This is a genomic window from Sporolactobacillus shoreicorticis (genome assembly GCF_024125445.1).
In the GTDB taxonomy this organism is placed as follows: domain Bacteria; phylum Bacillota; class Bacilli; order Bacillales; family Sporolactobacillaceae; genus Sporolactobacillus; species Sporolactobacillus shoreicorticis.
Genome location: NZ_JAMXWM010000005.1, coordinates 33,346 through 57,191, shown reverse-complemented (window position 1 = coordinate 57,191; position 23,846 = coordinate 33,346). Strand labels below are relative to the sequence as shown.

The window sequence follows — 23,846 nt, the reverse complement described above, 5'->3', positions numbered from 1 at the left end:
TCGTTGCTCATGGTTTTGAAGCTTCTTTGTCAATACCATTCATAAGATTCTGAACTTGATGGATGATTTGTTCTTCATTCAGCGTTTTCAAATTGCCGTGATCAACGGTGCACGTTCCATTAACCACAACATAATCAATAGCAGTCGGCTGCATCGCGTAGACGATATTGGGAAGCACCTGCTCATGTGCATGCGAAATCGGCTGCATGGAAAGATCGTTTTGATTCAATGCCACAAAATCAGCACTAAATCCTGTTTTAAGCTCACCAATCGGTAGTTGTAAAATTTCCGCACCACCCTTCGTTCCCATGGTGAATGCCTGATGATAATTCACCGCAAGCGAGTCTAACTTGCTCACTTTTTGCAACATGGCACACATTCGCATCTCTTCAAAAACGCTGATCCGATTATTGCTGCAAGCGCCATCAGATCCTAGTCCGATCGTCACGCCTCCTTCTATCAATGCGGGAATGTCTGTAATACCATCCGCCAAGAACATATTGCTGGATGGACAGTAGACAAGCGACGCATGATTTTGAGCCATCAGTTGCTTTTCATGATTATCTAACCAGACACAATGAATAGCAGTCATTCGACCATCCGCCATGACGCCGATCTGATCAAGCAGCTCAACCGGCCTCATATGATGATCGCGCAGCACTTGATCCACCTCAAAGGGTTCTTCGGCAACGTGGATATGGAATTTACAATCTAATTCCTGCGCAAGACGATGACCGGCCTTGACCATCTCCACGGATGCCGCATGCAAGCTGTGCGGAGCTGGTACGATCGAAACCATTGAATCATGATCATATTTTTCAGCTAAATACTTTACATTTTTAACTGCCTCATCAATCGTCTCAACATAACCTGCCGGGGCACCGGTCCAGTCGTACATCGTACGCGCCAGTACAAAACGAATCCCCACATCTTTAGCCGCCTGAATGACTGCTTCATCACTTTCAATGCCCTCATTATGGACATAAAAATAATCGCTGACGGTCGTCGCGCCACATTTCATCATCTCACTAAAAGCAAATACAGCCCCGGTATATACATCTTTTGCTTTCAAGTACGGCGAGTACTTATAGAGTGCCTCATCGCGCCATTCCAGGAACGGCCGATCCGCTGCCAGCCCGCGCAACAGACTTTGAAAGGAATGATTATGCGCATTGACAGTACCGGGGACAATAATTTCATCCGGCCAGCTAATCATTTCTGCATCGGGATACTGCGCGACCATCGCATCGCATGCGCCTATGGATACTATTTTCCCTCCATCGGTCACAAGCGCTCGATCCGATTTAAACAGACCTTCTTCAAATAGTAAAAACGGTTTGTACAGCTTCATATCAATCGAGCTCCTTATCCAGTGCAATCACTGTTCGAATAAGCACATTTCCTGCCTTAACGATATCCTCAATCCTCGTCTCTTCCTCCGGACAGTGGCTCTTTCCTTCAATACTGGGAACAAACAGCATGCCTGTCTTTGCAATCGGCACCATATGCACCGAATCATGCCCGGCCATGCTTGGCAAATCTAAATAAAAATCACCGGATGCTTTAATCGATTGTTGTAAAGCCGTCCGAACCAGCGGATCCATAGGGACAGCCTTTTGATCCAGAATAGTCTTTCTCTTAATAATAATCTGTCTTTTGTTTTCGATTTCAGTGCACGTATCCGCTAACTGCGCCCGCAGTTCCTTGAATACTTGATCATTCGATGTTCTCATTTCGAGAATCAAATGAGCCTGACCCGGAATAATGTTCGCCGAGTTGGGGAAAATTTCAAAATGCCCTACGGTACCCACAACATCGGATCGTCCTTGCCCGATGACCGCCTGTTCAACGGCCAGACTTAACTCTGCACCCGCCAGCAATGCATCATGACGATTCTCCATCATCGTTGTCCCTGCATGGTTGGCCTCTCCATCGATCGTAATTTCTTCACGATAAATACCGGTAATGCTTGAAACAACGGCAAGCGACAAACCATGATCCGTTAAGTGTCGGCCCTGTTCGATATGACATTCAAGAAAAGCGCCTACATCATCGCTGGTTAGCAGATGGTTTGCCACGTTCCCCACATCACCCCCCAATCTTTTTAAAGTTTCTGATAATTTTTCATGTGTGTAGACATGAGTTGCTTCCCCAACCTGTTTACTGTCGAGAACACCGGTGATAAGCCGACTGCCCAGCGTTGAAATATTATACGGATTGGGTTCTTCAGCCGAAAATGAGACAACTTTTATCGGATGGCGAAGCTTGTAATTTGCTTCTTTTAAGGATTGAACTACCTCAGTGGCAAGCAGCACACCAACTGCTCCGTCATATTTGCCACCATTGGCAACCGCGTCATGATGAGAACCTAAAACAATCGGTTTTATTTTTTCTTTTCCCTTGCGCTCAGCCCACAGGTTTGCGGCCGGATCAACGGCAACTGCCGCCTGCAGCTCTGTTTTCCATAAGTTCTTAAGCCATTCCCTTGCCTGAATATCGGCTTTGCTGCCGAGTGATCGATCAATCCCCCCTTCCCTGTTCATTCCAAATTTCGCCAGGCAACGTATCCGTTCAGAAATTCGTCGTTCATTTATCCTGATTGGATGAAGACTTTGCAATGATTCATAGGTCACATCGACACCCTCCTTTCACTTCGCTGCGAGTCCGTTATGCTAACCGTTCTTTCATTCCAGTGTCGCGTCATAATGATACGTTTCATAATAAATTTGATCCCTTTTCTCCAAAGACTCCAATGCGGCCATTCGTTTATCTAATCCATCCGTGGCCGTCGCTACTTCTCGAAGCAGCAGATTTAAAAAGAGAATGGGTGTACTGTAAATATCGAAAATAGATGATGTCGTAATCGGAACACTCAGTACCGGATCAGCGACCGCATAAACAGGTGATGTAATACTGTCGGTGATCGAAGAAATTGAAAATCCTTTATGGTGCAAATTCTTTAATTTCTCAAGAAGCTGGTTCGGATATCTTGGAAAGACAAACGAAAAAATGTGCACTCGTGCCGGATCCATTAGTTCCAGTGTTTCCCACGCCGGGGTTCCCGGTGTGACTTGAACAACATTGGCTCGTATTTTGTTCAATATATAGTAGGTATAAGACAATAAAGTTGCCGACATCCGTGCAGATAACAGAATGACTTGATCAGCATGAATGATTTGATCAATCATCTGCTTATACTCCGGACGCTCAAGCAGCGGCTCCAGTGCGTCAATATTTTCATGCTCTAACTTGAGGATGTTTGAGATGTTCTTATTTGAATGCGTTGTAAACTGAAGCCGCTGAGGTGCCGTAATTTCCTTTCGGACAAACTGTTGTAGATGATGCAAAAAGTCATTATAGCCTTTATAACCCAATGCAATGCAGAAACGCGAAACGCTTCCTTGACTTACATCTGCCTGTTCGGCGACTTCTGATGCTGTCATAAAAATAATATGCTTATACCCTTTCTCAATCGTATAGGCTAGTTTTTCGTACGTTGGCGATTCATGGGCCACTCTGGCAATCTTCCCCAGCAGCTGCTGAAAGTCCTTACTGTTCGTCTTAAAATCCATAGTTATCACCGTACCAAATCTATTTAATTTCAATTTCTATGAATGAATCCATTCACAATAACTTTGTTGTGAATAATTATATTCTTGAAAATTAGTACTGTCAACGCGTTTTTATAAATTTTATTCATTTGACAATTTACTGACAAATTGGTATCCCAAAAGCGTATACACTCTCGCCGCCTCAATCACCTCATCAAGTGAAATAGATTCATTCGGCGCATGTGCGGCAGCAAGATTTCCCGGTCCGAATATAAGTGACGGCAAGCCATATCTAGCTAACAACTCCACCTCTGAATAACCGTTAAATCCTGTGTATGTTGCAGGGCGACCATATAGCAGTTTATGAGTCTCATGCAACAGAAGAGTCAAAACATCATCGTGACTAAGCTGCCAACCCGGGAAGCTCAGCGTCCGAACTAAATCCATATGAATGCCGAGTTCAGACGCCTTTTGATACAGCAGGTCCTTCATTTCATTTTCAACTTCGGTAATTTGTTCACCTGGAAGCAGCTGACGATCAAAAGCCAAATCACAGAATTCCGGAACCACTGTGACACCGTACCCACCTTCTATTCGTCCGATATTACATGTCGGACTGCCAAGCATAGGATGATGCCGACGCCTGAGACGATTGCTGTAAGTTTCAATAGCGCCAATCATTCTGGTCATTGAAATGATTGCATTGTCCCCTGTTGCCGCAACTCCTGTATGAGCGCTCCGTCCGTACACGCGAAGTGTAAATTCAATTCCGCCCTTCAAGCAGTCGGCAATATGCAAAGAAGAAGGCTCAGCGACCACGCCATAGATACAGTCATCAATCCAATGGTCATCAATTAAAGCCTGAGTGCCTTTAAACCCGACTTCTTCATCAACAACCGCCGTCAACATCATGCCACGTTTAAATGGAATACCGCTGCAAACCAGTGCCTTAAACGCAAAAATTTGCGCGGCAAGTCCACCTTTCATATCAGCCGTTCCTCTGCCGAACAGCTTATTTCCAATAATCTTTCCACTGAGGGGCGGATTGTCCCATCGCTCAACATCACCGCATAATACGGTATCCATATGGCCGTTAAATAATAGTTTTTCTTTTCTCATTCCTTCCCGCACGGCAATAACATTAAATCGATCATCTTCAACCGTGTGTTTTACTGTATCAATTCCAGAATGATGCAGCTCATCAGCAATTATTTGAGCGACGGTTTGTTCATTTCCCGGCGGATTTTCACTGTTTGTCTGAACAAGACGCTGCAAAAAACGAATCAACCCTTTTTCATCAAGACAGGAAAGCACGTGTTGCTGTTCCTTTGTCAACATTGCGCTGAAACACCTTCCTTATTTAGAGTGATGTACGTTTTTTTTCTGCTTCTTCAACTCCATCAGAATTTCTTTTTTATAGGTAATAAACGGTTCAGATAATTGAATACTCCAATCTTTATCGGCGGACAAATGGATATCGATTTGTTTTGCAATTCTACCCGGATTAGTAGCCATGACATAAACACGGTCAGATAAATAGACCGCTTCATCAACATCGTGCGTCACAAACAGAACGCTCGAACGGGTTTCTTTAAAAATAGTAACCAAAAGATCCTGCATATCACGCCGTGTTTGCGCATCAAGCGCACCGAATGGTTCATCCATCAGCAAAAGTGGCGGTTTAATGACCAGGGCTCTGGCAATGGCAACACGCTGCTGCATACCACCGGACATCTGTGACGGATAAATCTCTTCAAACCCGTTTAGTCCCACAAGATCCAAAAAATGATAAGCAAGTTCTTTTTTCTCAGCAGCGCGCATGTTCTTTTCTTTTTTAAGCGCAAAAGCCACGTTTTGCCAGGCAAGGAGCCATGGGAGCAAACTATATTGCTGGAAAACAACACCCCGGTCGCGCCCAGGTTTGTCGAGGTTGTTCCCATTCATTTGCAACGATCCGGAAGACGCACTGTCAAGGCCGGCTACCAAGCGCAGAAAAGTAGATTTTCCACATCCCGAGGGACCCAGCAAAGAAACAAATTCATGATTGCCAATCGTTAGATTAATATTATCAAGTGCGGTGAATGAACGCTGTTTGCTTACAAAAATTCTATTAATGTTCGTTGCAGTCAATAGATGTTCGTTCATGGTTTTCCTCCAAATTTTTGATGAATGGATCCAGATTCCGATTCTTAATTATTTATCTTTTCCTTTTCATGCCATGGGAACATCACTTTTGCCAGTAAGCCGAAAATAGTGTCTGTGATCAGCCCCAATAAGCCAATGGTTAAAATACCAAGAATGATGGTTTCGGTTGATAAATAGCGTTGTGCCTGCATAATTCTGAAGCCCAGACCGCTCGTGGCCGCAACTAATTCAGCAACAACAAGATAGGTCCAAGCCCATCCCCACACAGTTCTCAGCGTATCCCAGATACTTGGCATCGCTGCTTTGACCACAATATCTTTAATCACTTCAAATCGATTGAGTCCGAGAGTCAAACCGACTTCAACCACAGATTTCTTTACAGTTTTACAGTTGTCAGCCACCATAATGACCTGTTGAAAGAAAACACCGAAAAAAATAATGAAAAATTTCTGCATATCGCTTGTGCCAAACCAGAGAATAGACATCGGAATGAACGCTACAACGGGCATGTAACGTACAAACCCGACAATCGGTTCCCAAAAAGCTTTCCATGTTTTCGATGTCCCCATCATCACGCCAATCGGGAGTGCAAAAAGTGTTGCAAGCAAAAAACCAATTAAAATTCTGTAGAAACTGATCCATATATCTTGAAAGAAAATGCCATCTTCAACCTGCTTTTTCGCTTCAAGAATAACTGCTGTCGGTGTTGGCAAAAAGAGGCTGCCTACCATTCCCGTATAAGTAACAAACGACCAGACAGCAAGAACAAGAATAATTCCCGAAACTGATATTAGTTTAAATCGCATGATGTCCCTCCAAAGACACAGGGCATGTCCACAACATGCCCTGTGCCGCTTTTCTGCAAAGATTCTCATTTTTTTATGCCTGACATGGACTGTTTTCACAGTATTGCTGTTTTTGAAAACCGCCCGGTATGCATTCACTTAATATCAATTAATTCCTCAACATCAATTTCTTTTTTTAACTGTTTCTGTCCTTTAAGAATTTCTTTAATATTAGAGAGCCCTTTATTTAAATTTCCAGAATCGGCGTCCTCTTTTTGCTCATCAAGCGTAAAAAACTTAATTCCATCAAGAATAGTAGGCAGTTCATCGGTCGAGGTACCGGATGCTTCAGCCACAATTTTATTCCCTTCCTCAGGATGTTCTTTCCAATAATCCAATGCTTCATCCCAAACTTTTTGCAATGTAGCTTTAACTTTTGGATTTTTGCTTAGATAATTTGATTTGGCAACCGTCATGTCACTGATTAAGCCAGGTGAATCTTCGCCGGAATAGATACGGTGTACGGATTTATCTTTTTTTATAATTGTGGAAATATACGGCTCATAAGTAACTGCGGCATCTACTTTGTTAGAGATAAGTGCAAGTCCCGCGTCAGAAGCGGCCATGTAGACTACTTTAAAATCATTCATCGACAATCCGGCACTTTTCACCGCCTGGCGGAACAGAAGGTCGGAAGTTGTCCCTTCTTCATAAGCAATTTTCTTTCCTTTAAGAGAATCAAGACTTTTGTATTTACTCTTGGTAATCATTGCGTCTGCCGTTTTTGATTCATCTAGAAAAACAACACCCTTTAAGTTCAAATCGTTGTTTGCTTTCATTTTCATCGCTGTATGTGAAGCAATGTTCGCAAATTGAATTTTATCCGAAGCAAAAGCGGCGTTGATGTCCGAATCCTGTTTGAACATGATGATATTAATATTAATGCCGTTCTTCTTGAAAATTCCGGCTTTATCGGCGATCCACCAAGGACCGTACCCAATCCATGCCTCGGTTCCCATTTTGATATCTATAGACTTTTTACCCGAATCTCCTCCACTTTGACTTGAACTCGAACAACCAGCTAACATCAGAAACACCATGCACAGTGCGACAAGCAATCCAATTGTCTTTTTCATTCTTTTTTCCTCCTAGGGCTGTCCATTTTTTTTAGGCAAATTTAGATTGCCTCTGCTAACTTCTCAATACTTGCTGACAGTGACTGATCTTGCACAATGAAAGGAACCAAGGAACGAATTTTTTGATAAAAACCGTATGTTTCCGCTGCTAAAAGTTCCGGGCCGTGGAAATCAGCAGCCTGGGCAGCGCAAAGTGCCTCGATAGCTACAACTTTTCGTGTATTACCAATTATTTGCATGGCCTTTCGAGCAGCCGTTGTTCCCATGCTCACATGATCCTCCTGATTCGCTGACGATGGAATCGAATCAACACTAGCCGGATGTGCCAGAACTTTATTCTCTGAAACAAGTGACGCGGCAACATACTGAGTAATCATAAACCCGGACTGCAATCCCGGCTCTGCACTGAGAAATGCAGGTAAGCCGTTATTCAATTGTGGATTTACCATACGCTCAATACGTCGTTCAGAAATATTGGCAAGTTCTGCTGTCGCAATTCCAAGAAAGTCCATGGCAAAGGCAATCGGCTCGCCGTGGAAGTTCCCCCCCGAGATGACATGACCACTGTTCGCAAAGATCAACGGATTATCTGTCGCCGCATTTATTTCAATCAGCAAATCCTCCCGGACACGATTCAATACCCGCTGGATCGCGCCATGTACTTGCGGGATACAGCGGAGTGAATAGGCATCCTGTACGCGAAGTTCTCCCTGATGTGTCGTTAATTCGCTTCCTTTTAAATAACCCATCATCGTCTGCGCTACCTGAATCTGTTCGGGAAAAGATCGAACCTGGTGAGACTCACTCCAAAATGCTTCTTCCACACCACGCAGTGTCTCAAAGGTTAATGCTGCCGTTCGATCTGCAGCCGCCGTTAACCGAGTCATATCCATGAACGCCGCGCAGCCCGCAGCCGTCATCGCCTGAGTTCCATTAATAAGCGCCAAACCTTCTTTAGCCTTCAAATGAATGGGAGATAGCCCGGCGGCGTTTAATGCGTCGGCACCGGATAACTTTTTCTCCTTATAGACAGCTTTCCCTTCACCGATAAGTATAAGCGCAAGGTGGGCCAGAGGAGCCAGATCGCCACTTGCGCCTAAAGAACCCTGGCTTGGGACAACCGGAATGACTCCTTTATTCAGGCAATCAATTAAGGCCTGAATAATTTCCGGTCGGACACCCGAATACCCTTTGGCAAGCGCATTGGCTCTCAACAAGAGCATCAAACGCACCACCAGCTCCGAAAAAGCCTCACCAACGGCACATGCATGACTTCTAAGTAAATGAACCTGTAACGTCTCAACATCACGATTTGGAATCAATCGATCACTGAATTTTCCGAATCCTGTATTAATACCATAAATTACATCCCCGGCCAAAATATGCCGTTCAACCGCCTGCCTACTTGACATAATTTTTGGAAGTGCTTTTTGATCAAGCGCGACGGGCTCATGATGATTGATTATTTTATCAATCTGGGCAAAGTCTAATGATGCACCATTCAAATAAATAGTCACCTATTTTTTCTCCTTAACTTATTTTTCTGAAATTACAAATAATATAAGTCATTCACTTCCTTCCCTTTAATAATTTAAAATGCACATATTAATCATTCAATTCATAAAATTGATTATGTGAATAATTATATTCATGAATAGCAGCAATTGTCAACGGAATTTTTAGACAAAACAATCTTTTCAGTCATCAATGTGTGCACTTTTCTCCACCTGCACTATTATTAGAACACAAATAAAGGAAAAAACCATCGCCATTACCATAACTAACAGGACCTTAACCATAGAATTGGATAGAAAGGGAGCAAGCACAAACGGCACATAAGCAACTCCTCGCAGATTCAGCCAACCAACCAACATTCCACTAAAACCGGCAGATATCACTGTACTGATCAAGATCGCCTTGTTTTTGAAATACGGGTAGATTGATTCCACAAATGTGCCATAACATACATTCATAACCAATCCTTTTTTTGCTGCGATTCTATCCGGTTGAATCGTTACAAAAATCGCGGCATTCACGCCCGCCGCAATCGCCACCAAACAAATCAGATCAATAGCACCGAAAAAACTAGTACCCGTCTGAGCGATTTCGATTAAGATAAGCGGCAGGATAAGCGCATGATATCCCTTTTTCAATAGAGACAGCCAGATGAGCATGCCGGAAAGCGCGCCAACAAGCCAACCGTTCCAATTGACAATCATTTCAATGAATTGAACAAGTCCATTTTGTACAAGAGATAGGAATGGCGCGAACACAAGATTAATGATTGTACCGGGAATTAATCCTGATAGAGCACCGGCAATTAAATTACTTGTCGTAATCGGTACTTTCCAGCGGATGCAGATATCAAGTAAATATTGAGCGAAAACACCCGCAGCTAACCCCGCCACAATTCCACCCAATACACCAGAGCTGCTTGCAAAAAGACCGGCCAGCAAAGCAGCAATCAGTGTCACTTCATTTAAATCACTGATTTGCTTTGCAGAGAACATGGCAAGTAGGACGGGAATGCACATAATTGCCAGTTGAAGCAATTGAGACGTTTCATAAATGGGAAAATGTTCGGCAACCGCATAAACAATTGATAAAGCAATGAATGCCGGCAAACCTGCTGTTAAGATACCCGTCAGTTTGAGATTCTTCCATTGAATGTGAGCAGACTGAGTTCTCATTTTCCAATAAGAACACAGATATGAAATCAAGGTACGCGCGCGTGTTCGATTGGTTGTACCGGTGGTTCCCGAAGAGCCAACCACATGGCCACCGATTGATTCGACCCATGCCATTGACGTACCTCCTGTACCGACGATCGGGATCATTTTTTCAATGGCAGCCTTTACAGCCGAGCTATTGACTCCTAAAGGATCAGCACTAATTAAAATAAGGCCATCTATCTGTCCATTTCTGATATTTTTCGCGATTTCTTCATCTGAACACTTTGCTTCCTTATTGATGTGCTCCAGACGCGCATGATTTCCCACTATGATCTGCCCGTTTTTCAGCGTGTAGAGTGCTGCCCGTATCTCAGATTTATTTTGATCCAGCGATTCTTCAGCACCGATGTACTGCACAGCCGTTAAACAACAACCGTTTTGCTTGCATTGTTGGTCAAGTTCTTCTAATAAATTGAGCGGCTGATTTCCGCCCAGATAAAATAAATTCCCTCCACTGCTGCCAATAACTGCAAGTTTTTTCATCATCGCCCACCTTTCTCGCACTATGATTTATTTTCGATCATAAACAATAATTAGCAGAGAAACAATAGGAGCGGCTGAGAGTAAACCTTGTAACAATCAAACAGATTTTATTTCTTAACAATAACACAAAAAGGAATCTTTGCTCTCCGGCAAAAATTCCTTTTTCTGTATGTATTCCTTTGATGGAGCCTAGCGGGATCGAACCGCTGACCTCCTGCGTGCAAAGCAGGCGCTCTCCCAGCTGAGCTAAGGCCCCATAAATGGAGCGGAAGACGGGATTCAAACCCGCGACCCCCACCATGGCAAGGTGATGTTCTATCACTGAACTACTTCCGCAAAGCAAACAAATATAAAAATTAATTAAATGCGGATGAGAGGACTTGAACCTCCACGCCCCGTAAAGGACACTAGAACCTGAATCTAGCGCGTCTGCCAATTCCGCCACACCCGCAAAACTAAATTTTAAAAAATAATAATGGGCCATGAAGGTCTCGAACCTTCGACCCTCTGATTAAGAGTCAGATGCTCTACCAACTGAGCTAATGGCCCACAACACAAATTAATGAATTATGGTGGAGGGAGAAGGATTCGAACCTTCGAACCCGTTGGGAACGGATTTACAGTCCGTCGCGTTTAGCCTCTTCGCTATCCCTCCAGAGAATAAAAGCGTAAATCTAATGGTGCCGGTCAGAGGACTTGAACCCCCAACCTACTGATTACAAGTCAGTTGCTCTACCAATTGAGCTAGACCGGCGGAGTGGAGGATATAGGGCTCGAACCTATGACCCTCTGCTTGTAAGGCAGACGCTCTCCCAGCTGAGCTAATCCTCCAAAGTGACCCGTACGGGATTCGAACCCATGAACCCACCGTGAAAGGGTGGTGTCTTAACCACTTGACGAACGGGCCATGCTTGTCCGTCGCAATCGACGTTTTTTATTATATACAGAATACTATTCCTTGTAAAGCAAAAATAAGAAGCCATTTTATTCAGACTATTTATCAGTATATCAAAGTCAATATTTCAAATTCTTTTTAGAAAAGAAAACGTTCAGAAAAACCGCAAGCGAGCCTGACTATTCCTTTATCGAAACGGATTCATGGTTTTCCGTTTACTGATCTTCTCTGTTTGTGTTCATCATTTGCTCTTTTTCTGTGTCTTCATCATGACACAAAATCTGTTTTTTTATTCTTCAGTACCTGCTCAACAGAAACAAAATCCGATCACATCAGATCTTCTGCATTGATTTATCTTGCGTTCCTGCATGGATCTCACCTTTCGTGCATTGATCTGGCTCAAGACTTGCTCATATGAAACAGATCATTAAACAGACAATTTTCTACAGAACGATACATTTTCTTAAGTGAAAAAGGAATCCACTTATTTATGGGATTCCTTTTTCATTGAGTCAGTTGTTCTCAGGAAACATTTGTTTCTGATGCATCATTTTGTCCATTCTGCCTTTTACGGCATGACCGACCTTATTGTTCGGCTTCATCATCTGATAGCAAGCCGCACCGATGCCGATCGATGCGATCAGCGGCATGATTCCGTTTCCTTGTTTCATCAGTTTTGTCCACCACCATTAAGGATTTTGTCCTTTCGATCCGGACATACATAGCTTAACCGCTAAACCTGATTCAATGAACGCGAATCTTTACCAATTTATTACTAACAGGGATAGTATTCAAATACTCCTCAAGTGTCTGATCATCAGCCACCATTTTCTGCGCGGCGGGCAAGCCCACATAACGAAGATGCCATGCTTCATGCTCATATCCGGTGACGTTCTCCTTACCTTCAGGATAACGGATAATAAAACCATAATCCTGGGCATGCTTCGCCAGCCAGGCTGCCTCCGGCGTTTTGCCAAATTCCTGCGTGGCTGCGTACTTTCCATTAATTCCGGAGACATCGATCGCGAGTCCTGTCTCATGTTCACTTGTGCCTGGACGCGCGCTGTATTTCAATGCCTTCTTCTCTCCATCCCGCCGGACATAATAATTAAACAAGGCAACTTGCGTTTTATGCGAGCGGTAGGCTGACACGCCTGCCAGCTGCACGCCGTCCTGTTTCGCCGCTGTGAACATTTCTTTTAACGGATTTGCTGCCACAGCACGCATTTTCTTCTTTTCCGACTTCCCTGAAAAAGTAAATGGGACATCAAGATCAACAAGGTCTTTCGGTACATAATTGTCCGGAAGTTGGAAATATTTATTGACCAAAACAAGCGTACTCTCAGGATCGGCAACAACGTGCACACCGTTTTGGTTCATCGCGGATACCCTATTCTTCGATGAATTCGCATCGCTGTTTTTTTTCGGGGTCCCGTCCTGAGATGAGGATGATTTTTGTTTTTGCTGCTGCACTGAATCCGGTTCCGATTGATGCGTCCATGGCAGCTGCCCGCATGCAGACAGCCCTAATAAAGCTGCCATCGCACCTGCAGCATAGATTTTTTTATTCAATAGATTAACGCTCCATTATTGTATTTGATTAAAAGTTGAAAGAAGTGATTCATGTGGAATGGTGTCGAATTTTATATGTACACCTATTAATGTATTCGAAATGAGGCTGAAATATCAAGGGATATAGAAAAATATGGAACGAAGGAGGTCCATAACATGCGATGGAATGTTTCGCAGACAATAAAAAACAGATCCAATGTTGGATTCTGCAAGTAATTTACAGGGGTACGTCCTGAAGTATATAAAATCAGCCAAGGAAAAGCTTTACGTTAATGATAATAGACAACGCCAAGGCAATGTTGGTAAGCAATAATTTACGATTCAGCTTGACGGTTGCTTCGTTTTGGGAAAAATCATCCGATTGTTTAAAATCCATGATTTTCATCTCCTCAATCATTCCTTTTATTAATTTAATCATAGGACATTCCTATTAAGAAGATATGATGTCTTTTTTAAGATCATGTAAAGAAAAACCGAGTTCGACCAGGTCTTAGGTGATATCGCTAATTCTCGATCTTATTTTTTATTAAGAAAACCCGGGCAAAAAGCGCCCAGTCCTTACTTCTGCAGGATGCCGTAGCTTTCGCGTTGCGTGCAGGACGTACTTTCACAGGACGTTTCGCTCCAAATGCGGTTTTGAATCATCAGTCTTGAACAGATATTTTTATTTCATAAATCACTTTGGTTCTTCATTAAGTAACGAAGTAAAATTAAAATAAACGGAGATGTTCCGGTTATATGCATCATGGCGCTTCTTTCACGGGTAAATAAGGGTAATTTTTCCGCTTATTCAAAGAAAAACCCTCCATTTTCACGTTTTTCGATTTGATAAGCGGAATTTCTTCGTTTATTTAAGCGATTTTTTCATTCATTTTCGAATTAAGCGGAATTTTCCGGTTATTTCGCAGATTGGGCGCTTACCTGATCGCCCAACTGAGTCTTATGACCTTATCGTTGTATCAACAGGCCAAATGCTAAACTTTCTTATCTTATAAAAAAACGGAAATCCGACACATTCATCGAATTTCCGCTCCCATTCAGTCAGCATTTTTCTTTATATAGTCCGCCGTAAAATCGACAATCGCTCGTTGTGACAAAAGACGAGACGGTGCCTGACCGACGTGGTTCACGTGCAATGCGGCTGCTTCGGGATGACTTGCTTCGAACGCTTTGCCGATTACCTCAAAAGCTTCCTCATGGTACTCTCCGTCTTGGTACTTCACCCATTGCCGGTGTCCTTTTATACGCACAGGGCTTGACCGCTTGACCCTTTCGAGCCTACCAGACATATATTCGCCAAGATGCATTGACGTATTATTACCATAGCCGACGCCAAGCAGCAGCACATAACCATCTCGTTCATATATTTTTCCAAGCGGAGATTCCGTTCCTAATCCGTCGTCAAGCGAATGATGCGCAAGGATAACGTCGTGGCCCTCTCCCCAAGCGGTAAATGAATAGATCGGGTGATTGCTGCGGCGTACACCCGGAAACGAGCGAAAAGTCTCTGCGACCTTCCCCATCCCGAACGTCGGCGTCCGGCGCGGATCAAACGCCGGCATCTCCTGATAAATGCTGTGAAACCAAGTTGAAGGAACCGGAGGACTCTCCCAATCCGCCGGGTCCGATACATCAGCGCTATGGGCTGGCATAACAAGTGTACCTGCGCTTGTTAATACTTCTTGAAGCGCCATGATGAGCGTTACAGAGCCGCCGCATACCCATCCCATCCGACTCAGAGAAGAATGAACGATAACGGTCATTCCGGCATCCAAACCAATTTTCCGCAAATCCCTGATCAGCATTGAACGCGTGACCGCAACCTTGCTTTGCTGAATGACTTCCGATTCAGACATGACCGATAACCATCCTTTAAAGTTACTTTTTTTCTTTGCAACATGAAAAAACACTCCCTCTGCCAGAAATTCCCATAGGGAGTGTCTCTCTTTAAGATGAGCCTCTATTCGTTTCTAAAACAATGGTAACCAATTATTTAACGATCAATACAGGAACAGTCGAACGTTGAACAACTCCGTGGCTGACGCTCCCAAGGAATTCTTTGACCCCGCTCAAACCTCGGCTGCCGATCACAATGAGGTCGTAGCCGTTCTGGTTTGCGAAGTCAAGAATTGTCCGAACCGGCTGTCCCTCTTTCACGAATGTATGTGTCGCATTCGGAAGTGTGTCAAGAACGCTCTCGGTCCGGCTTACCACTTCCTGTCCATACTTGAGTGTTGACTCACGAACCTCGCGGTAAACATCTCCAACGATAAATTGATTCGTTGGAACCGTCACTACATTTAATACGTCCAGATCCGTACTTTCATCGAGCCGTGCCAGATCTGCTGCTCTTTGCAGCGCTTTCTTTGCCAGATCAGAATCATCGTAGGAAACCAGAATTTTCGAGAATAACATACCGGTCACCGCCCCTCTCACATTTAGACGCAGAGCTGCTCAAAAAGAGGGAATCGATGTGCCGCTCTTTGGAAAGCGACCATGAACCTTCATCATATAGATAACACGGTCACCCGGTTCTTGAACATTCCCTGCCCCTTATAGTTTACCACAAATTTCTTCATTTAAAAAAGTGTGACAGGGTGGTTCTAGCTAATAATCAGGTGCCCCTTTTTGCATTCTTCGCTTACCATTTTCTCATATCTGCGTTATATTAGTATGTGAAGAAACAAACGCAGCAAGTATTAATTGGTATCGTTTTCATTCCGTCCTGTGCATGCCGGTCTTTCGCGGCTCTTAGTAAAGCGATCAGATCACCTAAAGTAAACTTGACAAAGTCTAGCCTTCGGCGTGGACTGAGCTTGAGTTGCCTTACACTATTCTTTCTTAATAGTGTTAAAAATATGGTGAGAAATCGAGGTTTTATCATGAAAAAAGGTTTAATTTTTATTGCTTTCTCTACATTGTTCTTTAGCACGATGGAAATCGCCATCAAGCTGGTGGCTACCGAGTTTAACCCAATGCAATTGAACTTTTTACGTTTTTTAATCGGATCGATTATTTTAGCGCCGCTTGCCCTCCGTCATTTAAAAGGAAGCGGGTTTACGCTTGATAGAAGCAAGCTGCTCTACTTCCTATTTTCGGGATTTATGTGCGTTGTGGTCAGTATGACTTTCTTTCAAATGGCCATTGTCTATTCGAAGGCGTCAATCGTTGCCATACTCTTTAGCTGCAACGCTGTCTTCGTCATTCCATTTGCTTACTTCTTCTTGAAGGAAAAACTGACGAAGCTTTCCGTTGTGTCGCTGATTATCAGCTTAATCGGCATGATTTGTATCGTCAATCCGAAGAATTTGACGAATGTCACCGGCATCACTTTGTCGTTGATTGCGGCAGTGACCTTCGCGCTGTATGGCATCATTGGCCGCAAGGGTAGTCTGAAATACGGTTTTGACGGCATTGTTCAGAGCAGCTTTAGTTTCTTAACTGGAAGCATAGAACTGCTCGTCTTAATTCTGATTACCAAAATCGGGTTCGTTGCCAACTGGCTGCAAGGCGCGGGTCTCAGCCAGTTTGCCAGCATTCCGGTACTTCAGGGCATTTCATGGAGCACGTTTCCGGCGCTTATTTATTTGGGCGTATTTGTCACCGGACTCGGGTTCAGTTTCTATTTTCTCGCCATGGAGGCAACATCGGCATCAACCGCCTCTTTGGTTTTCTTCATTAAACCGGCTCTGGCTCCGATTCTCGCTTTATTCATTCTTGGCGAAGCCATCACGCTGAATGTTCTGTCAGGCATCGTACTGATCCTCGCCGGATCATGCGTTGAGCTGATCTCCGACAATCGTCAAGCAAAACTTGAGAAGAAATCGCGGCTCAAGACCGTCACCGGCGCAAGTACGGCACATGTCCGATAAGCATTTCTAAAAAAGATGCCGACCCATTTTTACGGGCCGACATCTTTTTTTATACTCAATCTTCCATTTCAACGCTTAAAATCCGACCATCCTTCGAGGCAATTTCCACCTCGTAAACAACGCCCTGATCAGTCAGCACATACACCTCGTATTTCAACAGATGATTATCTAATTCCAGATCAACATGGATAATTTGGCCGGAAATTCTGGCTACAGCGATCTCCGCCGCCTGTTGTGCCGTAATCCGCTGTCGATCGCCATTCGCGTATTGATTCGCATTTCCATTTGCGGGATTATTGCCATACATAAGAAATCGACCTCCTCATCGCTTCCGCCTCTCTAAGATATGATGTAGAGTCATTTCTCGTGACAACAGCCTAACAATATAGATTGTACATCACATCAGCAGACCGCATTCTTTTGTTTCTGATACACCATAGCAAGGATTCGGATGGCCTTGCGAATCTGCATTTCATCGCAAAAACTGAAGGCAAGTCGCAGATTGTTGGTCGGCTTGCGGTCTAAATAAAATGACTTGCCATCGACAAAGCTGACACCGGCTTCAACGGCGTCATGCAACAATTTCGTGGTATCAATTTCCGACGGGAAGCTCAGCCACAGGAAGAAGCCGCCTTTCGGTTTTTCGAACGATACCTCACTGCCAAAGAAGTCGCCGATCGCTTTCACCATCGCATCGCGGCGCATTCGATAGCCTGCAACAAGTGGTCTCAAATGGTCTTCGAAATCCACTTTTTCAAGGAAACAGCTAACTGCCTCTTGCATGAGGACACTCGTCAGCCCTTCCGTTTTCACAATTTTAATTCTGCTTAGTACTTCCGGATCACTGATCACCCAAGCCATACGAATGCCCGGTGCAACGATTTTTGAAAAGGTACTCATATAGATGACACGTTCAGGTCCAAACGAATAAATGGAAGGCAGGAAATCGCCGTCAAAATTCAGTTCTACATAAGCGTCATCCTCAATAATATAAAAATTATATTTGTAGGCAAGCGCAGCCAGTTTCTTACGTCGCTCAACTGAGAGGTTGATACCTGCCGGGTTATGGTAATTCGGCAATACATAAATGAATTTCGGCATCGGGCGTTTGCCGGCTGCTGCTTCAATCAATGCTTCTTCAACGAGATCGACACGCAGTCCGTCACCGTCGACCGGAAATGCAGACAATTCATTCTGTGCCAAATAAAAAGCGCGCAGCGCGCCAAAGTAGACCGGCGCCTCAACCCACACCGAATCACCGGGATCCGTCAAAGTTCGCGCAACCAGATCAATTCCTTGATTTGACCCGGAAGTAATCATAATCTGATCCGTTTCAACATCAATCGACCGCAGCCGCGAGCGTTCGCGAATCCACTTCAGAATTTTCTTTTGCCCCGGACCTCCTGAATATTGAAGCGCCTCTGTTCCTTCTGATTTCAGCGCGGCCACAACGGATTCAGCTAATTCATTAATTGGGAAAGAATTCGGGTAGGGAAATCCAAAAGCAAGCGGGATCAGCCCCGGATGTTCACCGGCAAAAGCTGATCCGATCAGCGGCACATCGTCAAAGCGTTTTGAAAAACGAAACGGTTTTAATTTCTCCATTAATTAATCCTCTCCTGCTCCCAAAGGTACTTCTGATATGCAGCAACCTGTCCGATTTGATTTCCGAACCTCTCTCTAATTGTATTTCTTCTTTATATGGCTCTATTATAATGAAAAACAATCTACCCTGGCTAGACGATAATCAAAAATATTTTTATTATAATAATTTTTCTTTATATAGATCGGATCGATTTTATTTTTTAACAAGACGATGTTAAACGATCATGCTTTTTGGCTCATTTGTTATCTGTTTGATAATTTTAACCTTTTCACCCTTCTGAAAGGCACGAAAAACCCAGGCTTTTCACGAATGAGCCAATAAATAGTAGCGAACAATAATCTTTTAACAGCTTTTACAAAAAAAGAGTCCTTTACAGGACCCAAACTCAGGGATAGAGATCATAGAACTACCCAAAATCAGTATACATGGCCCAACTATTCGCAATCTGAACAGCTGAGCCTGTATCAAGAAGTGACATTCCGCTATTAGGAAACTTGAATTCACCGAGCCCCCTGCTAGGGCGGCGGGGTCACCTATTCTTACAGTACAAAAAAAAGAGCCCGTAAAAAGGCTCAATACTCGGGGATAAAAGCACTTTCTTTATCCATTATTTATTTTAGTTGGCGCATCTATACACAAACTGAACAATCAGCAACATTTCTTATGAACGGACTTTGTTTTTAATTTTGAGCGACATAAATTCCAGAAGCATCGCGACAACCAGGATCAGATAGGTGATCACGCCCATTTCATGGAGATTATAATAGAATGCACTGTCCATGAACATGTCGTAGCCGATTCCGCCTGCACCGGCTGCGGCTCCCATAGCTACGGAAACACCGAAGTTTATTTCAAAGCGGATGAATGTCCAGGAAATAAGCGAGGTCAGCGAAGACGGCAGTACGGCTTGGCAAACAATCTGCCACCAGCTTGCTCCGCATCCTTCCAGCGCTTCAATGGTTCCTGCATCAAGTTCCTCAAACGACTCCGAGTATGCTTTGGTCAAATAGCTAATCGAGTGAAAGGACATACCGATTACAGCAGCCACACTGCCGAGACCGGCGGAAACGGCGAAGATTAATACCCAAAGGACTGTAGGAACTGCCCGGATCAGGGCCACAAATCCCTTGATCACGTTCGACACCTTTTTATTGGACAGGTTTTCAGCCGCAAAGATACCGAGAAATAAGGCGATGATTGCTCCGATTAATGTGGTCAGCACGCCAAGCGACAAGGTAACCAATAATTGATAAATGGCTTCAGAAAGAGAAAAATGTGCCAATTGCGGCTGAGCGAAGATCGTTTTAAAATTTGCAAAGGTACTCATTATCCCTTTTAACAGATGAACATCCCGGTAATCGAAGGTTAGAAAACCGACGACAGTCAGAATGGCAAGGGCAAGCATTGTCAGGCGAATGGCCAGTCTTGATTTGGACATCAAGCGGAGCTTTATTCTTTCCTTCTGAAACGAAGGTCCGCCTCCATTGATCAAGGTCGAGCGTGCTTGATTATCAACAGCCATTACAGCATCGCCCTCCTGACATAGTTGGAAATTTGTTCAATAAGAAGAATCGACACGACGAGAGAAAGAACGACCAAGCTTGACGCATGATAATCCATCTTCTTATAGTAAAGATCAAATAAAAAACCGATCCCCGACCCGGTAAGAATACCCACAAGAGTTGCTGCACGTATATTCGTTTCAATCATGAAAAGGACCCAGCTAATCAGCTGAGAAACACTCATTGGGATGATTGCTTGAAACACAATGGAAAAATAATTAGCTCCGGTTGCGCGCAAGGCTTCAGCCGTATCGGAACCCACCTCATCAATCGTTTCCATAAACGCGCGTGTTAAAAAACCGAACGAAGCAACGAATAACGCGAAATAGCCGGTTAATGAGCTTTGTCCGAATGAAAAAAGCAGCACAAGCGCCCAAATGCTGACATCAATGTTTCGAAAAACATTAGCGATGAACCGGCTCAGCGTGGCCAGAAAATTATTAACCTTCGTTATTCTTGACCCCATTAATGCGAAAAAAAGTGCGAAAATTGCAGCCACAGATGCGGCGGCGATGGAAATCAGCAGTGTTTCCTGCAATTTAAGCAAAATCTCCGGAAGCCTTGCGAATGAATCGCCTGCGGGATAAAAATTGCCGAATCCCCATTGAATCGCTTTTGGAATAGAAGCAAAGCATTTGGCAATGCTGAATTGCGTCATGGACATGGAACCAATTGAGATAACAACAAGAACCAAGAAAATGGCCAGAAAATAAAGACGTTTTTTCATTAAAAAATTGATCTTCATATTTTCTGCGCCACTTCTTTCGGTTCACGGACAACAAGGTTCAGTGCCTCACGATCCGACCCGTAGATCTGTTGAATATGATCGTCTGTAAGACTTGCCGGGTCTCCATCATAGACAACCCTGCCTTTGCTGATGCCGATGACCCGGTCCGAGTAGTTCAGCGCCACATCCAATTGGTGCAGATTGACCAAAACAGTGATACCAAGTGTGCTGCATATCTTTTTCAGCTGATCCATGATGACCTTTGAAGAACTAGGATCAAGTGAGGCAATCGGTTCGTCAGCGAGCAGGACGCGCGGCTCTTGAATGAGTGCGCGCGCAATGCCGACACGCTGTTTTTGCCCGCCGCTTAACTGATCACAACGTTTATAAATCTGTTCATCAAGTCCTAAAGATTGAAGAATTTTAATTGCCTGCTGCTTTTCCTCCTCACTGTAGAAGCCTAACGCACCAACCAAGGCTGATTTATAACCAAGACGTCCATGCAGGACATTTTCAAAAACACTGAGACGTTCTACCAGATTATAATTTTGGAAAATCATGCCGATTTTAGTCCGCAGCGCGCGCATCTTGCTCTTATTTTTAATCTGCAACACGTCTTTATCTTCGAAGATAATTTCTCCGCTTGTTGCATCAATGAGACGATTGATGCAACGAAGGAGAGTTGATTTCCCCGCTCCCGAAGGACCGATGATGGAAACTAACTCTCCCTCATTTACGGAGAAGCTAACGTCAGATAACGCCACAGTCTTCTTGTCATAGTGCTTCGAGACATTTTTAAACTGTAATAACGTCTTCATAATTAACTCCTCGATTCATTTTTTCGTTCAGAACAATGTGTCGATTATTTGGTCAGATTCCGGATTTCGTCAAACCAGGAGTCCTCGATTTTCAGAAAGCGTTCATCTTTTGTTTTAGCAAAGAGTGCCTTAGAACCTTCCGGAGCAAAAATTTCTTTATTATCTGCCACTTTGTCAGACGTCAGTGTATCAAGCAATTTCTTCTGATCCGCTTTGCTTAGCGTTTCTGTATTCATGACAACCGGCGCATTCAGTACCGGAGTAACTGCAAGAACAGTAAATTCCTTGCCGCCCAAATTGTTAAATGGTTCTTCGGCATGATCTTTCACTTTATATGTAGCGCCGACTTTATTAAATTCGCCACTCTTAAGATCGACATAGCGTCCCAACTCTGTGTCGCAGAATGCGGCGACATCCGCCTTGCCTGTCAGAAGATTAACTGCCGAACCTTGATGCGATTGACCGAACAGAACTTCTTTAAAGAACTTTCCGCCTTGCTGCAGATCATCCTGTGTCAGGTTGTCTGATTTAAATTGTGAAATGATCCGTGAGGTTGGAACGACAAATCCGGATGTCGAGCTTGTGGATACAAAAGACATTTTCTTGCCCTTAATCCCTTCGATCGAGTACTCGCCATTTGATTTATATTGATCGGCATCCTTTGCATTCACACCAATCCAGCTATAATAAACAGCATCCTTCAATGTACCGGAAGCCCCACTGTTAACGACAAGAGGCAATACTTTTTCATTTTTCTTATGGGCTTCAATATAACCCTGAGCAGCTAGAAAACCAATGTCGGCATTCCCGCTTGCGACTGCTTCAATCGCAATGTTATAATCGGTGGTCAGCTTATCCACGACTTTTTTACCCGTTGCTTCTGCGATCACTTTGTCAATGGATTCACGAGAGCTTTTCATGTCAGCGCCTGATTCATTAGGATACCAAACAACGGTGATTGTCTTCTTGCTGCTTCCTGAACCGTTCGATGATCCATTAGAAGAGCATGCAGCGGTCAAAAGAAGGAGTGTTAATACGAGAAATCCAATGATTGCTTTTTTCACTTTGTGTTTCCCTCCGAAATCATTTTGAGCGGTACGTATACTTGGTAACAAAGGACAATTGTTGTTTTGAAAATCGACAGTTAGTCAAAGGTAACACAACTTTTATTGAGATCACCGCGAATTCTGGAGATGCTGTATTCCATTAAATCCACACCGCGATGCGTCACAAGGCTCTCAATTTGCAGAATTGGCGCATGGTCGGCCATGTTCAGAATCTGTGCATCCTGCGGTTCCGGGAGCGCCGCACGCACGATGGACTTCAATCGTCTCGGCTGCAACCGATAGCTCCGTGACAGCAACGCATACAGGGAATGGAATCCGGTTAAATGAGCCTCTAATCCAGGCACCAAATAAGCTGGCATCACCGTGGTTGTTACCGACAAAGGCACATCGCCTGTGCTTCTCAAAATTTCTAAAGCATAAACGGTCTCATCGATATCCAGCGCCAGCTGATCTTGCTCATGCTGCTTGGCTGCTCTCTTTTCCCAGTGCAGGAGTGCAGCACGGGGAACCATTCCTTTTTCCTTCATGATCGAAGAAAATGCTGTTTTCGATGAAAGTTCATAGTCGATCGGCGCCTTCCTCGATGTGACAAAGGACCCTTTTCCCTGATGCGTTGTCACCCAACCGGTTTCTTCCAATCGTGCAACCGCACGGCGCAAAACCGACCGCCTCGCGCCAAACAAAACGTGCAATTCCGCTTCTGAAGGAATGCGATCTCCTTCTTGATAAAGCCCTTGACTAATTGCCTGGATAAAATAATCAGCAATCTCAATATGCCGCACATCCATAGAGACCAGCTTCGACCCCCTCTTCAGTTCCCTTGTCCCTACATAGTGTAATGCAAAACAACGTAAAGAAAGTTAATTCAGGTTTAATAAATTGTAAAGATTAAGAA

Annotated in this window: 22 protein-coding genes and 8 tRNA genes; 1 reads left to right on the top strand and 29 read right to left on the bottom strand. The window is 44.0% G+C overall.

Annotated elements, in window-relative coordinates:
- Positions 1–7 precede the first annotated feature (7 nt).
- From NIE88_RS05850 to NIE88_RS05750, 22 genes are all read right to left on the bottom strand, one after another.
- On the bottom strand, positions 8–1,351 hold the full coding sequence (locus NIE88_RS05850) for an amidohydrolase family protein (RefSeq protein WP_253060141.1): 1,344 nt from the start codon (positions 1,349–1,351) through the stop codon (positions 8–10).
- A 1-nt stretch (position 1,352) separates the two neighbouring features.
- A complete protein-coding gene (locus NIE88_RS05845; RefSeq protein ID WP_253060139.1) occupies positions 1,353–2,633 on the bottom strand; it encodes a hydantoinase/carbamoylase family amidase in 1,281 nt (426 codons plus the stop codon).
- Positions 2,634–2,684: 51 nt separating this feature from the next.
- Entirely contained in the window at positions 2,685–3,572 is an 888-nt protein-coding gene (locus tag NIE88_RS05840; RefSeq protein ID WP_253060137.1) for a MurR/RpiR family transcriptional regulator, read from the bottom strand.
- 120 nt (positions 3,573–3,692) lie between these two features.
- Positions 3,693–4,889 (bottom strand): M20 family metallopeptidase, encoded by a 1,197-nt coding sequence (locus NIE88_RS05835; RefSeq protein WP_253060135.1) that lies wholly within the window; start codon positions 4,887–4,889, stop codon positions 3,693–3,695.
- 18 nt (positions 4,890–4,907) lie between these two features.
- Positions 4,908–5,696: an ABC transporter ATP-binding protein gene (locus NIE88_RS05830; RefSeq protein WP_253060132.1), complete on the bottom strand. Its 789-nt coding sequence runs from the start codon at positions 5,694–5,696 to the stop codon at positions 4,908–4,910.
- A gap of 44 nt (positions 5,697–5,740) precedes the next feature.
- Complete coding sequence (locus tag NIE88_RS05825) at positions 5,741–6,502, bottom strand: ABC transporter permease (RefSeq protein ID WP_253060130.1); 762 nt, start codon at positions 6,500–6,502, stop codon at positions 5,741–5,743.
- Positions 6,503–6,636: 134 nt separating this feature from the next.
- Positions 6,637–7,617: an ABC transporter substrate-binding protein gene (locus NIE88_RS05820; protein WP_253060128.1), complete on the bottom strand. Its 981-nt coding sequence runs from the start codon at positions 7,615–7,617 to the stop codon at positions 6,637–6,639.
- Positions 7,618–7,658: 41 nt separating this feature from the next.
- Positions 7,659–9,134 carry a histidine ammonia-lyase gene (hutH, locus tag NIE88_RS05815; RefSeq protein WP_253060126.1) on the bottom strand — a complete coding sequence of 492 codons (1,476 nt, stop codon included), beginning with the start codon at positions 9,132–9,134 and terminating at the stop codon, positions 7,659–7,661.
- Positions 9,135–9,314: 180 nt separating this feature from the next.
- Positions 9,315–10,832: a PTS sugar transporter subunit IIC gene (locus NIE88_RS05810; RefSeq protein WP_253060124.1), complete on the bottom strand. Its 1,518-nt coding sequence runs from the start codon at positions 10,830–10,832 to the stop codon at positions 9,315–9,317.
- Between the two features lie 183 nt (positions 10,833–11,015).
- Positions 11,016–11,088 (bottom strand) — tRNA-Ala (locus NIE88_RS05805).
- A gap of 5 nt (positions 11,089–11,093) precedes the next feature.
- Positions 11,094–11,168, bottom strand: a tRNA-Gly gene (locus NIE88_RS05800).
- 29 nt (positions 11,169–11,197) lie between these two features.
- A tRNA-Leu gene (locus NIE88_RS05795) sits at positions 11,198–11,283 on the bottom strand.
- A gap of 25 nt (positions 11,284–11,308) precedes the next feature.
- Positions 11,309–11,381, bottom strand: a tRNA-Lys gene (locus NIE88_RS05790).
- Positions 11,382–11,402: 21 nt separating this feature from the next.
- A tRNA-Tyr gene (locus NIE88_RS05785) sits at positions 11,403–11,487 on the bottom strand.
- Positions 11,488–11,510: 23 nt separating this feature from the next.
- Positions 11,511–11,586 (bottom strand) — tRNA-Thr (locus NIE88_RS05780).
- A gap of 4 nt (positions 11,587–11,590) precedes the next feature.
- A tRNA-Val gene (locus NIE88_RS05775) sits at positions 11,591–11,663 on the bottom strand.
- 4 nt (positions 11,664–11,667) lie between these two features.
- Positions 11,668–11,739 (bottom strand) — tRNA-Glu (locus NIE88_RS05770).
- A gap of 500 nt (positions 11,740–12,239) precedes the next feature.
- Positions 12,240–12,398, bottom strand: a complete 159-nt coding sequence (locus NIE88_RS05765) for a hypothetical protein (protein WP_253060122.1) — start codon at positions 12,396–12,398, stop codon at positions 12,240–12,242.
- A 73-nt stretch (positions 12,399–12,471) separates the two neighbouring features.
- Entirely contained in the window at positions 12,472–13,299 is an 828-nt protein-coding gene (locus NIE88_RS05760) for a M15 family metallopeptidase (RefSeq protein WP_253060120.1), read from the bottom strand.
- Positions 13,300–13,546: 247 nt separating this feature from the next.
- Entirely contained in the window at positions 13,547–13,675 is a 129-nt protein-coding gene (locus NIE88_RS22350; RefSeq protein ID WP_290446328.1) for a hypothetical protein, read from the bottom strand.
- A 661-nt stretch (positions 13,676–14,336) separates the two neighbouring features.
- On the bottom strand, positions 14,337–15,155 hold the full coding sequence (locus NIE88_RS05755) for an AAC(3) family N-acetyltransferase (RefSeq protein ID WP_253060118.1): 819 nt from the start codon (positions 15,153–15,155) through the stop codon (positions 14,337–14,339).
- Between the two features lie 133 nt (positions 15,156–15,288).
- Positions 15,289–15,714: a universal stress protein gene (locus tag NIE88_RS05750; protein WP_253060116.1), complete on the bottom strand. Its 426-nt coding sequence runs from the start codon at positions 15,712–15,714 to the stop codon at positions 15,289–15,291.
- A 467-nt stretch (positions 15,715–16,181) separates the two neighbouring features.
- Here NIE88_RS05750 and NIE88_RS05745 point away from each other — a divergent pair, with 467 nt between their 5' ends.
- The gene (locus NIE88_RS05745) at positions 16,182–17,171 is read left to right on the top strand and encodes a DMT family transporter (RefSeq protein WP_253060114.1); all 990 of its coding nucleotides are present in this window, start codon (positions 16,182–16,184) and stop codon (positions 17,169–17,171) included.
- A 55-nt stretch (positions 17,172–17,226) separates the two neighbouring features.
- On the opposite strand, the gene NIE88_RS05740 is transcribed toward NIE88_RS05745, so the two are convergent.
- The 7 genes from NIE88_RS05740 to NIE88_RS05710 all read right to left on the bottom strand — a co-directional run bounded on the left by NIE88_RS05740 (position 17,227) and on the right by NIE88_RS05710 (position 23,739).
- Positions 17,227–17,478 (bottom strand): PepSY domain-containing protein, encoded by a 252-nt coding sequence (locus tag NIE88_RS05740; RefSeq protein ID WP_253060112.1) that lies wholly within the window; start codon positions 17,476–17,478, stop codon positions 17,227–17,229.
- Between the two features lie 95 nt (positions 17,479–17,573).
- Positions 17,574–18,776 carry an aminotransferase-like domain-containing protein gene (locus NIE88_RS05735; RefSeq protein ID WP_253060110.1) on the bottom strand — a complete coding sequence of 401 codons (1,203 nt, stop codon included), beginning with the start codon at positions 18,774–18,776 and terminating at the stop codon, positions 17,574–17,576.
- Positions 18,777–19,438: 662 nt separating this feature from the next.
- On the bottom strand, positions 19,439–20,299 hold the full coding sequence (locus NIE88_RS05730) for a PhnE/PtxC family ABC transporter permease (RefSeq protein WP_253060108.1): 861 nt from the start codon (positions 20,297–20,299) through the stop codon (positions 19,439–19,441).
- A complete protein-coding gene (locus tag NIE88_RS05725) occupies positions 20,299–21,084 on the bottom strand; it encodes an ABC transporter permease subunit (protein WP_253060098.1) in 786 nt (261 codons plus the stop codon). Before NIE88_RS05725 ends, NIE88_RS05730 begins: the two co-directional genes overlap by 1 nt.
- Complete coding sequence (gene phnC, locus NIE88_RS05720; RefSeq protein WP_253060096.1) at positions 21,081–21,884, bottom strand: phosphonate ABC transporter ATP-binding protein; 804 nt, start codon at positions 21,882–21,884, stop codon at positions 21,081–21,083. Before phnC ends, NIE88_RS05725 begins: the two co-directional genes overlap by 4 nt.
- A gap of 44 nt (positions 21,885–21,928) precedes the next feature.
- Positions 21,929–22,948: a PhnD/SsuA/transferrin family substrate-binding protein gene (locus NIE88_RS05715; RefSeq protein ID WP_253060086.1), complete on the bottom strand. Its 1,020-nt coding sequence runs from the start codon at positions 22,946–22,948 to the stop codon at positions 21,929–21,931.
- A gap of 80 nt (positions 22,949–23,028) precedes the next feature.
- Entirely contained in the window at positions 23,029–23,739 is a 711-nt protein-coding gene (locus tag NIE88_RS05710) for a GntR family transcriptional regulator (RefSeq protein ID WP_253060084.1), read from the bottom strand.
- Between the last annotated feature and the right edge of the window lie 107 nt (positions 23,740–23,846).

Excerpts from the sequence above, each read along its gene's own strand:
- NIE88_RS05725 (WP_253060098.1), bottom strand. The coding sequence starts at position 21,084 with ATGAAGATCAATTTTTTAATGAAAAAACGTCTTTATTTTCTGGCCATT.
- NIE88_RS05825 (WP_253060130.1), bottom strand. The coding sequence starts at position 6,502 with ATGCGATTTAAACTAATATCAGTTTCGGGAATTATTCTTGTTCTTGCT.
- NIE88_RS05830 (WP_253060132.1), bottom strand. The coding sequence starts at position 5,696 with ATGAACGAACATCTATTGACTGCAACGAACATTAATAGAATTTTTGTA.
- NIE88_RS05850 (WP_253060141.1), bottom strand. The coding sequence starts at position 1,351 with ATGAAGCTGTACAAACCGTTTTTACTATTTGAAGAAGGTCTGTTTAAA.
- NIE88_RS05820 (WP_253060128.1), bottom strand. The coding sequence starts at position 7,617 with ATGAAAAAGACAATTGGATTGCTTGTCGCACTGTGCATGGTGTTTCTG.
- NIE88_RS05840 (WP_253060137.1), bottom strand. The coding sequence starts at position 3,572 with ATGGATTTTAAGACGAACAGTAAGGACTTTCAGCAGCTGCTGGGGAAG.
- phnC (WP_253060096.1), bottom strand. The coding sequence starts at position 21,884 with ATGAAGACGTTATTACAGTTTAAAAATGTCTCGAAGCACTATGACAAG.
- NIE88_RS05745 (WP_253060114.1), top strand. The coding sequence starts at position 16,182 with ATGAAAAAAGGTTTAATTTTTATTGCTTTCTCTACATTGTTCTTTAGC.
- NIE88_RS05755 (WP_253060118.1), bottom strand. The coding sequence starts at position 15,155 with ATGTCTGAATCGGAAGTCATTCAGCAAAGCAAGGTTGCGGTCACGCGT.
- NIE88_RS05810 (WP_253060124.1), bottom strand. The coding sequence starts at position 10,832 with ATGAAAAAACTTGCAGTTATTGGCAGCAGTGGAGGGAATTTATTTTAT.
- NIE88_RS05740 (WP_253060112.1), bottom strand. The coding sequence starts at position 17,478 with ATGTATGGCAATAATCCCGCAAATGGAAATGCGAATCAATACGCGAAT.
- NIE88_RS22350 (WP_290446328.1), bottom strand. The coding sequence starts at position 13,675 with ATGGATTTTAAACAATCGGATGATTTTTCCCAAAACGAAGCAACCGTC.
- NIE88_RS05750 (WP_253060116.1), bottom strand. The coding sequence starts at position 15,714 with ATGTTATTCTCGAAAATTCTGGTTTCCTACGATGATTCTGATCTGGCA.
- NIE88_RS05765 (WP_253060122.1), bottom strand. The coding sequence starts at position 12,398 with ATGAAACAAGGAAACGGAATCATGCCGCTGATCGCATCGATCGGCATC.
- NIE88_RS05735 (WP_253060110.1), bottom strand. The coding sequence starts at position 18,776 with ATGGAGAAATTAAAACCGTTTCGTTTTTCAAAACGCTTTGACGATGTG.
- NIE88_RS05835 (WP_253060135.1), bottom strand. The coding sequence starts at position 4,889 with ATGTTGACAAAGGAACAGCAACACGTGCTTTCCTGTCTTGATGAAAAA.
- NIE88_RS05730 (WP_253060108.1), bottom strand. The coding sequence starts at position 20,299 with ATGGCTGTTGATAATCAAGCACGCTCGACCTTGATCAATGGAGGCGGA.
- NIE88_RS05710 (WP_253060084.1), bottom strand. The coding sequence starts at position 23,739 with ATGGATGTGCGGCATATTGAGATTGCTGATTATTTTATCCAGGCAATT.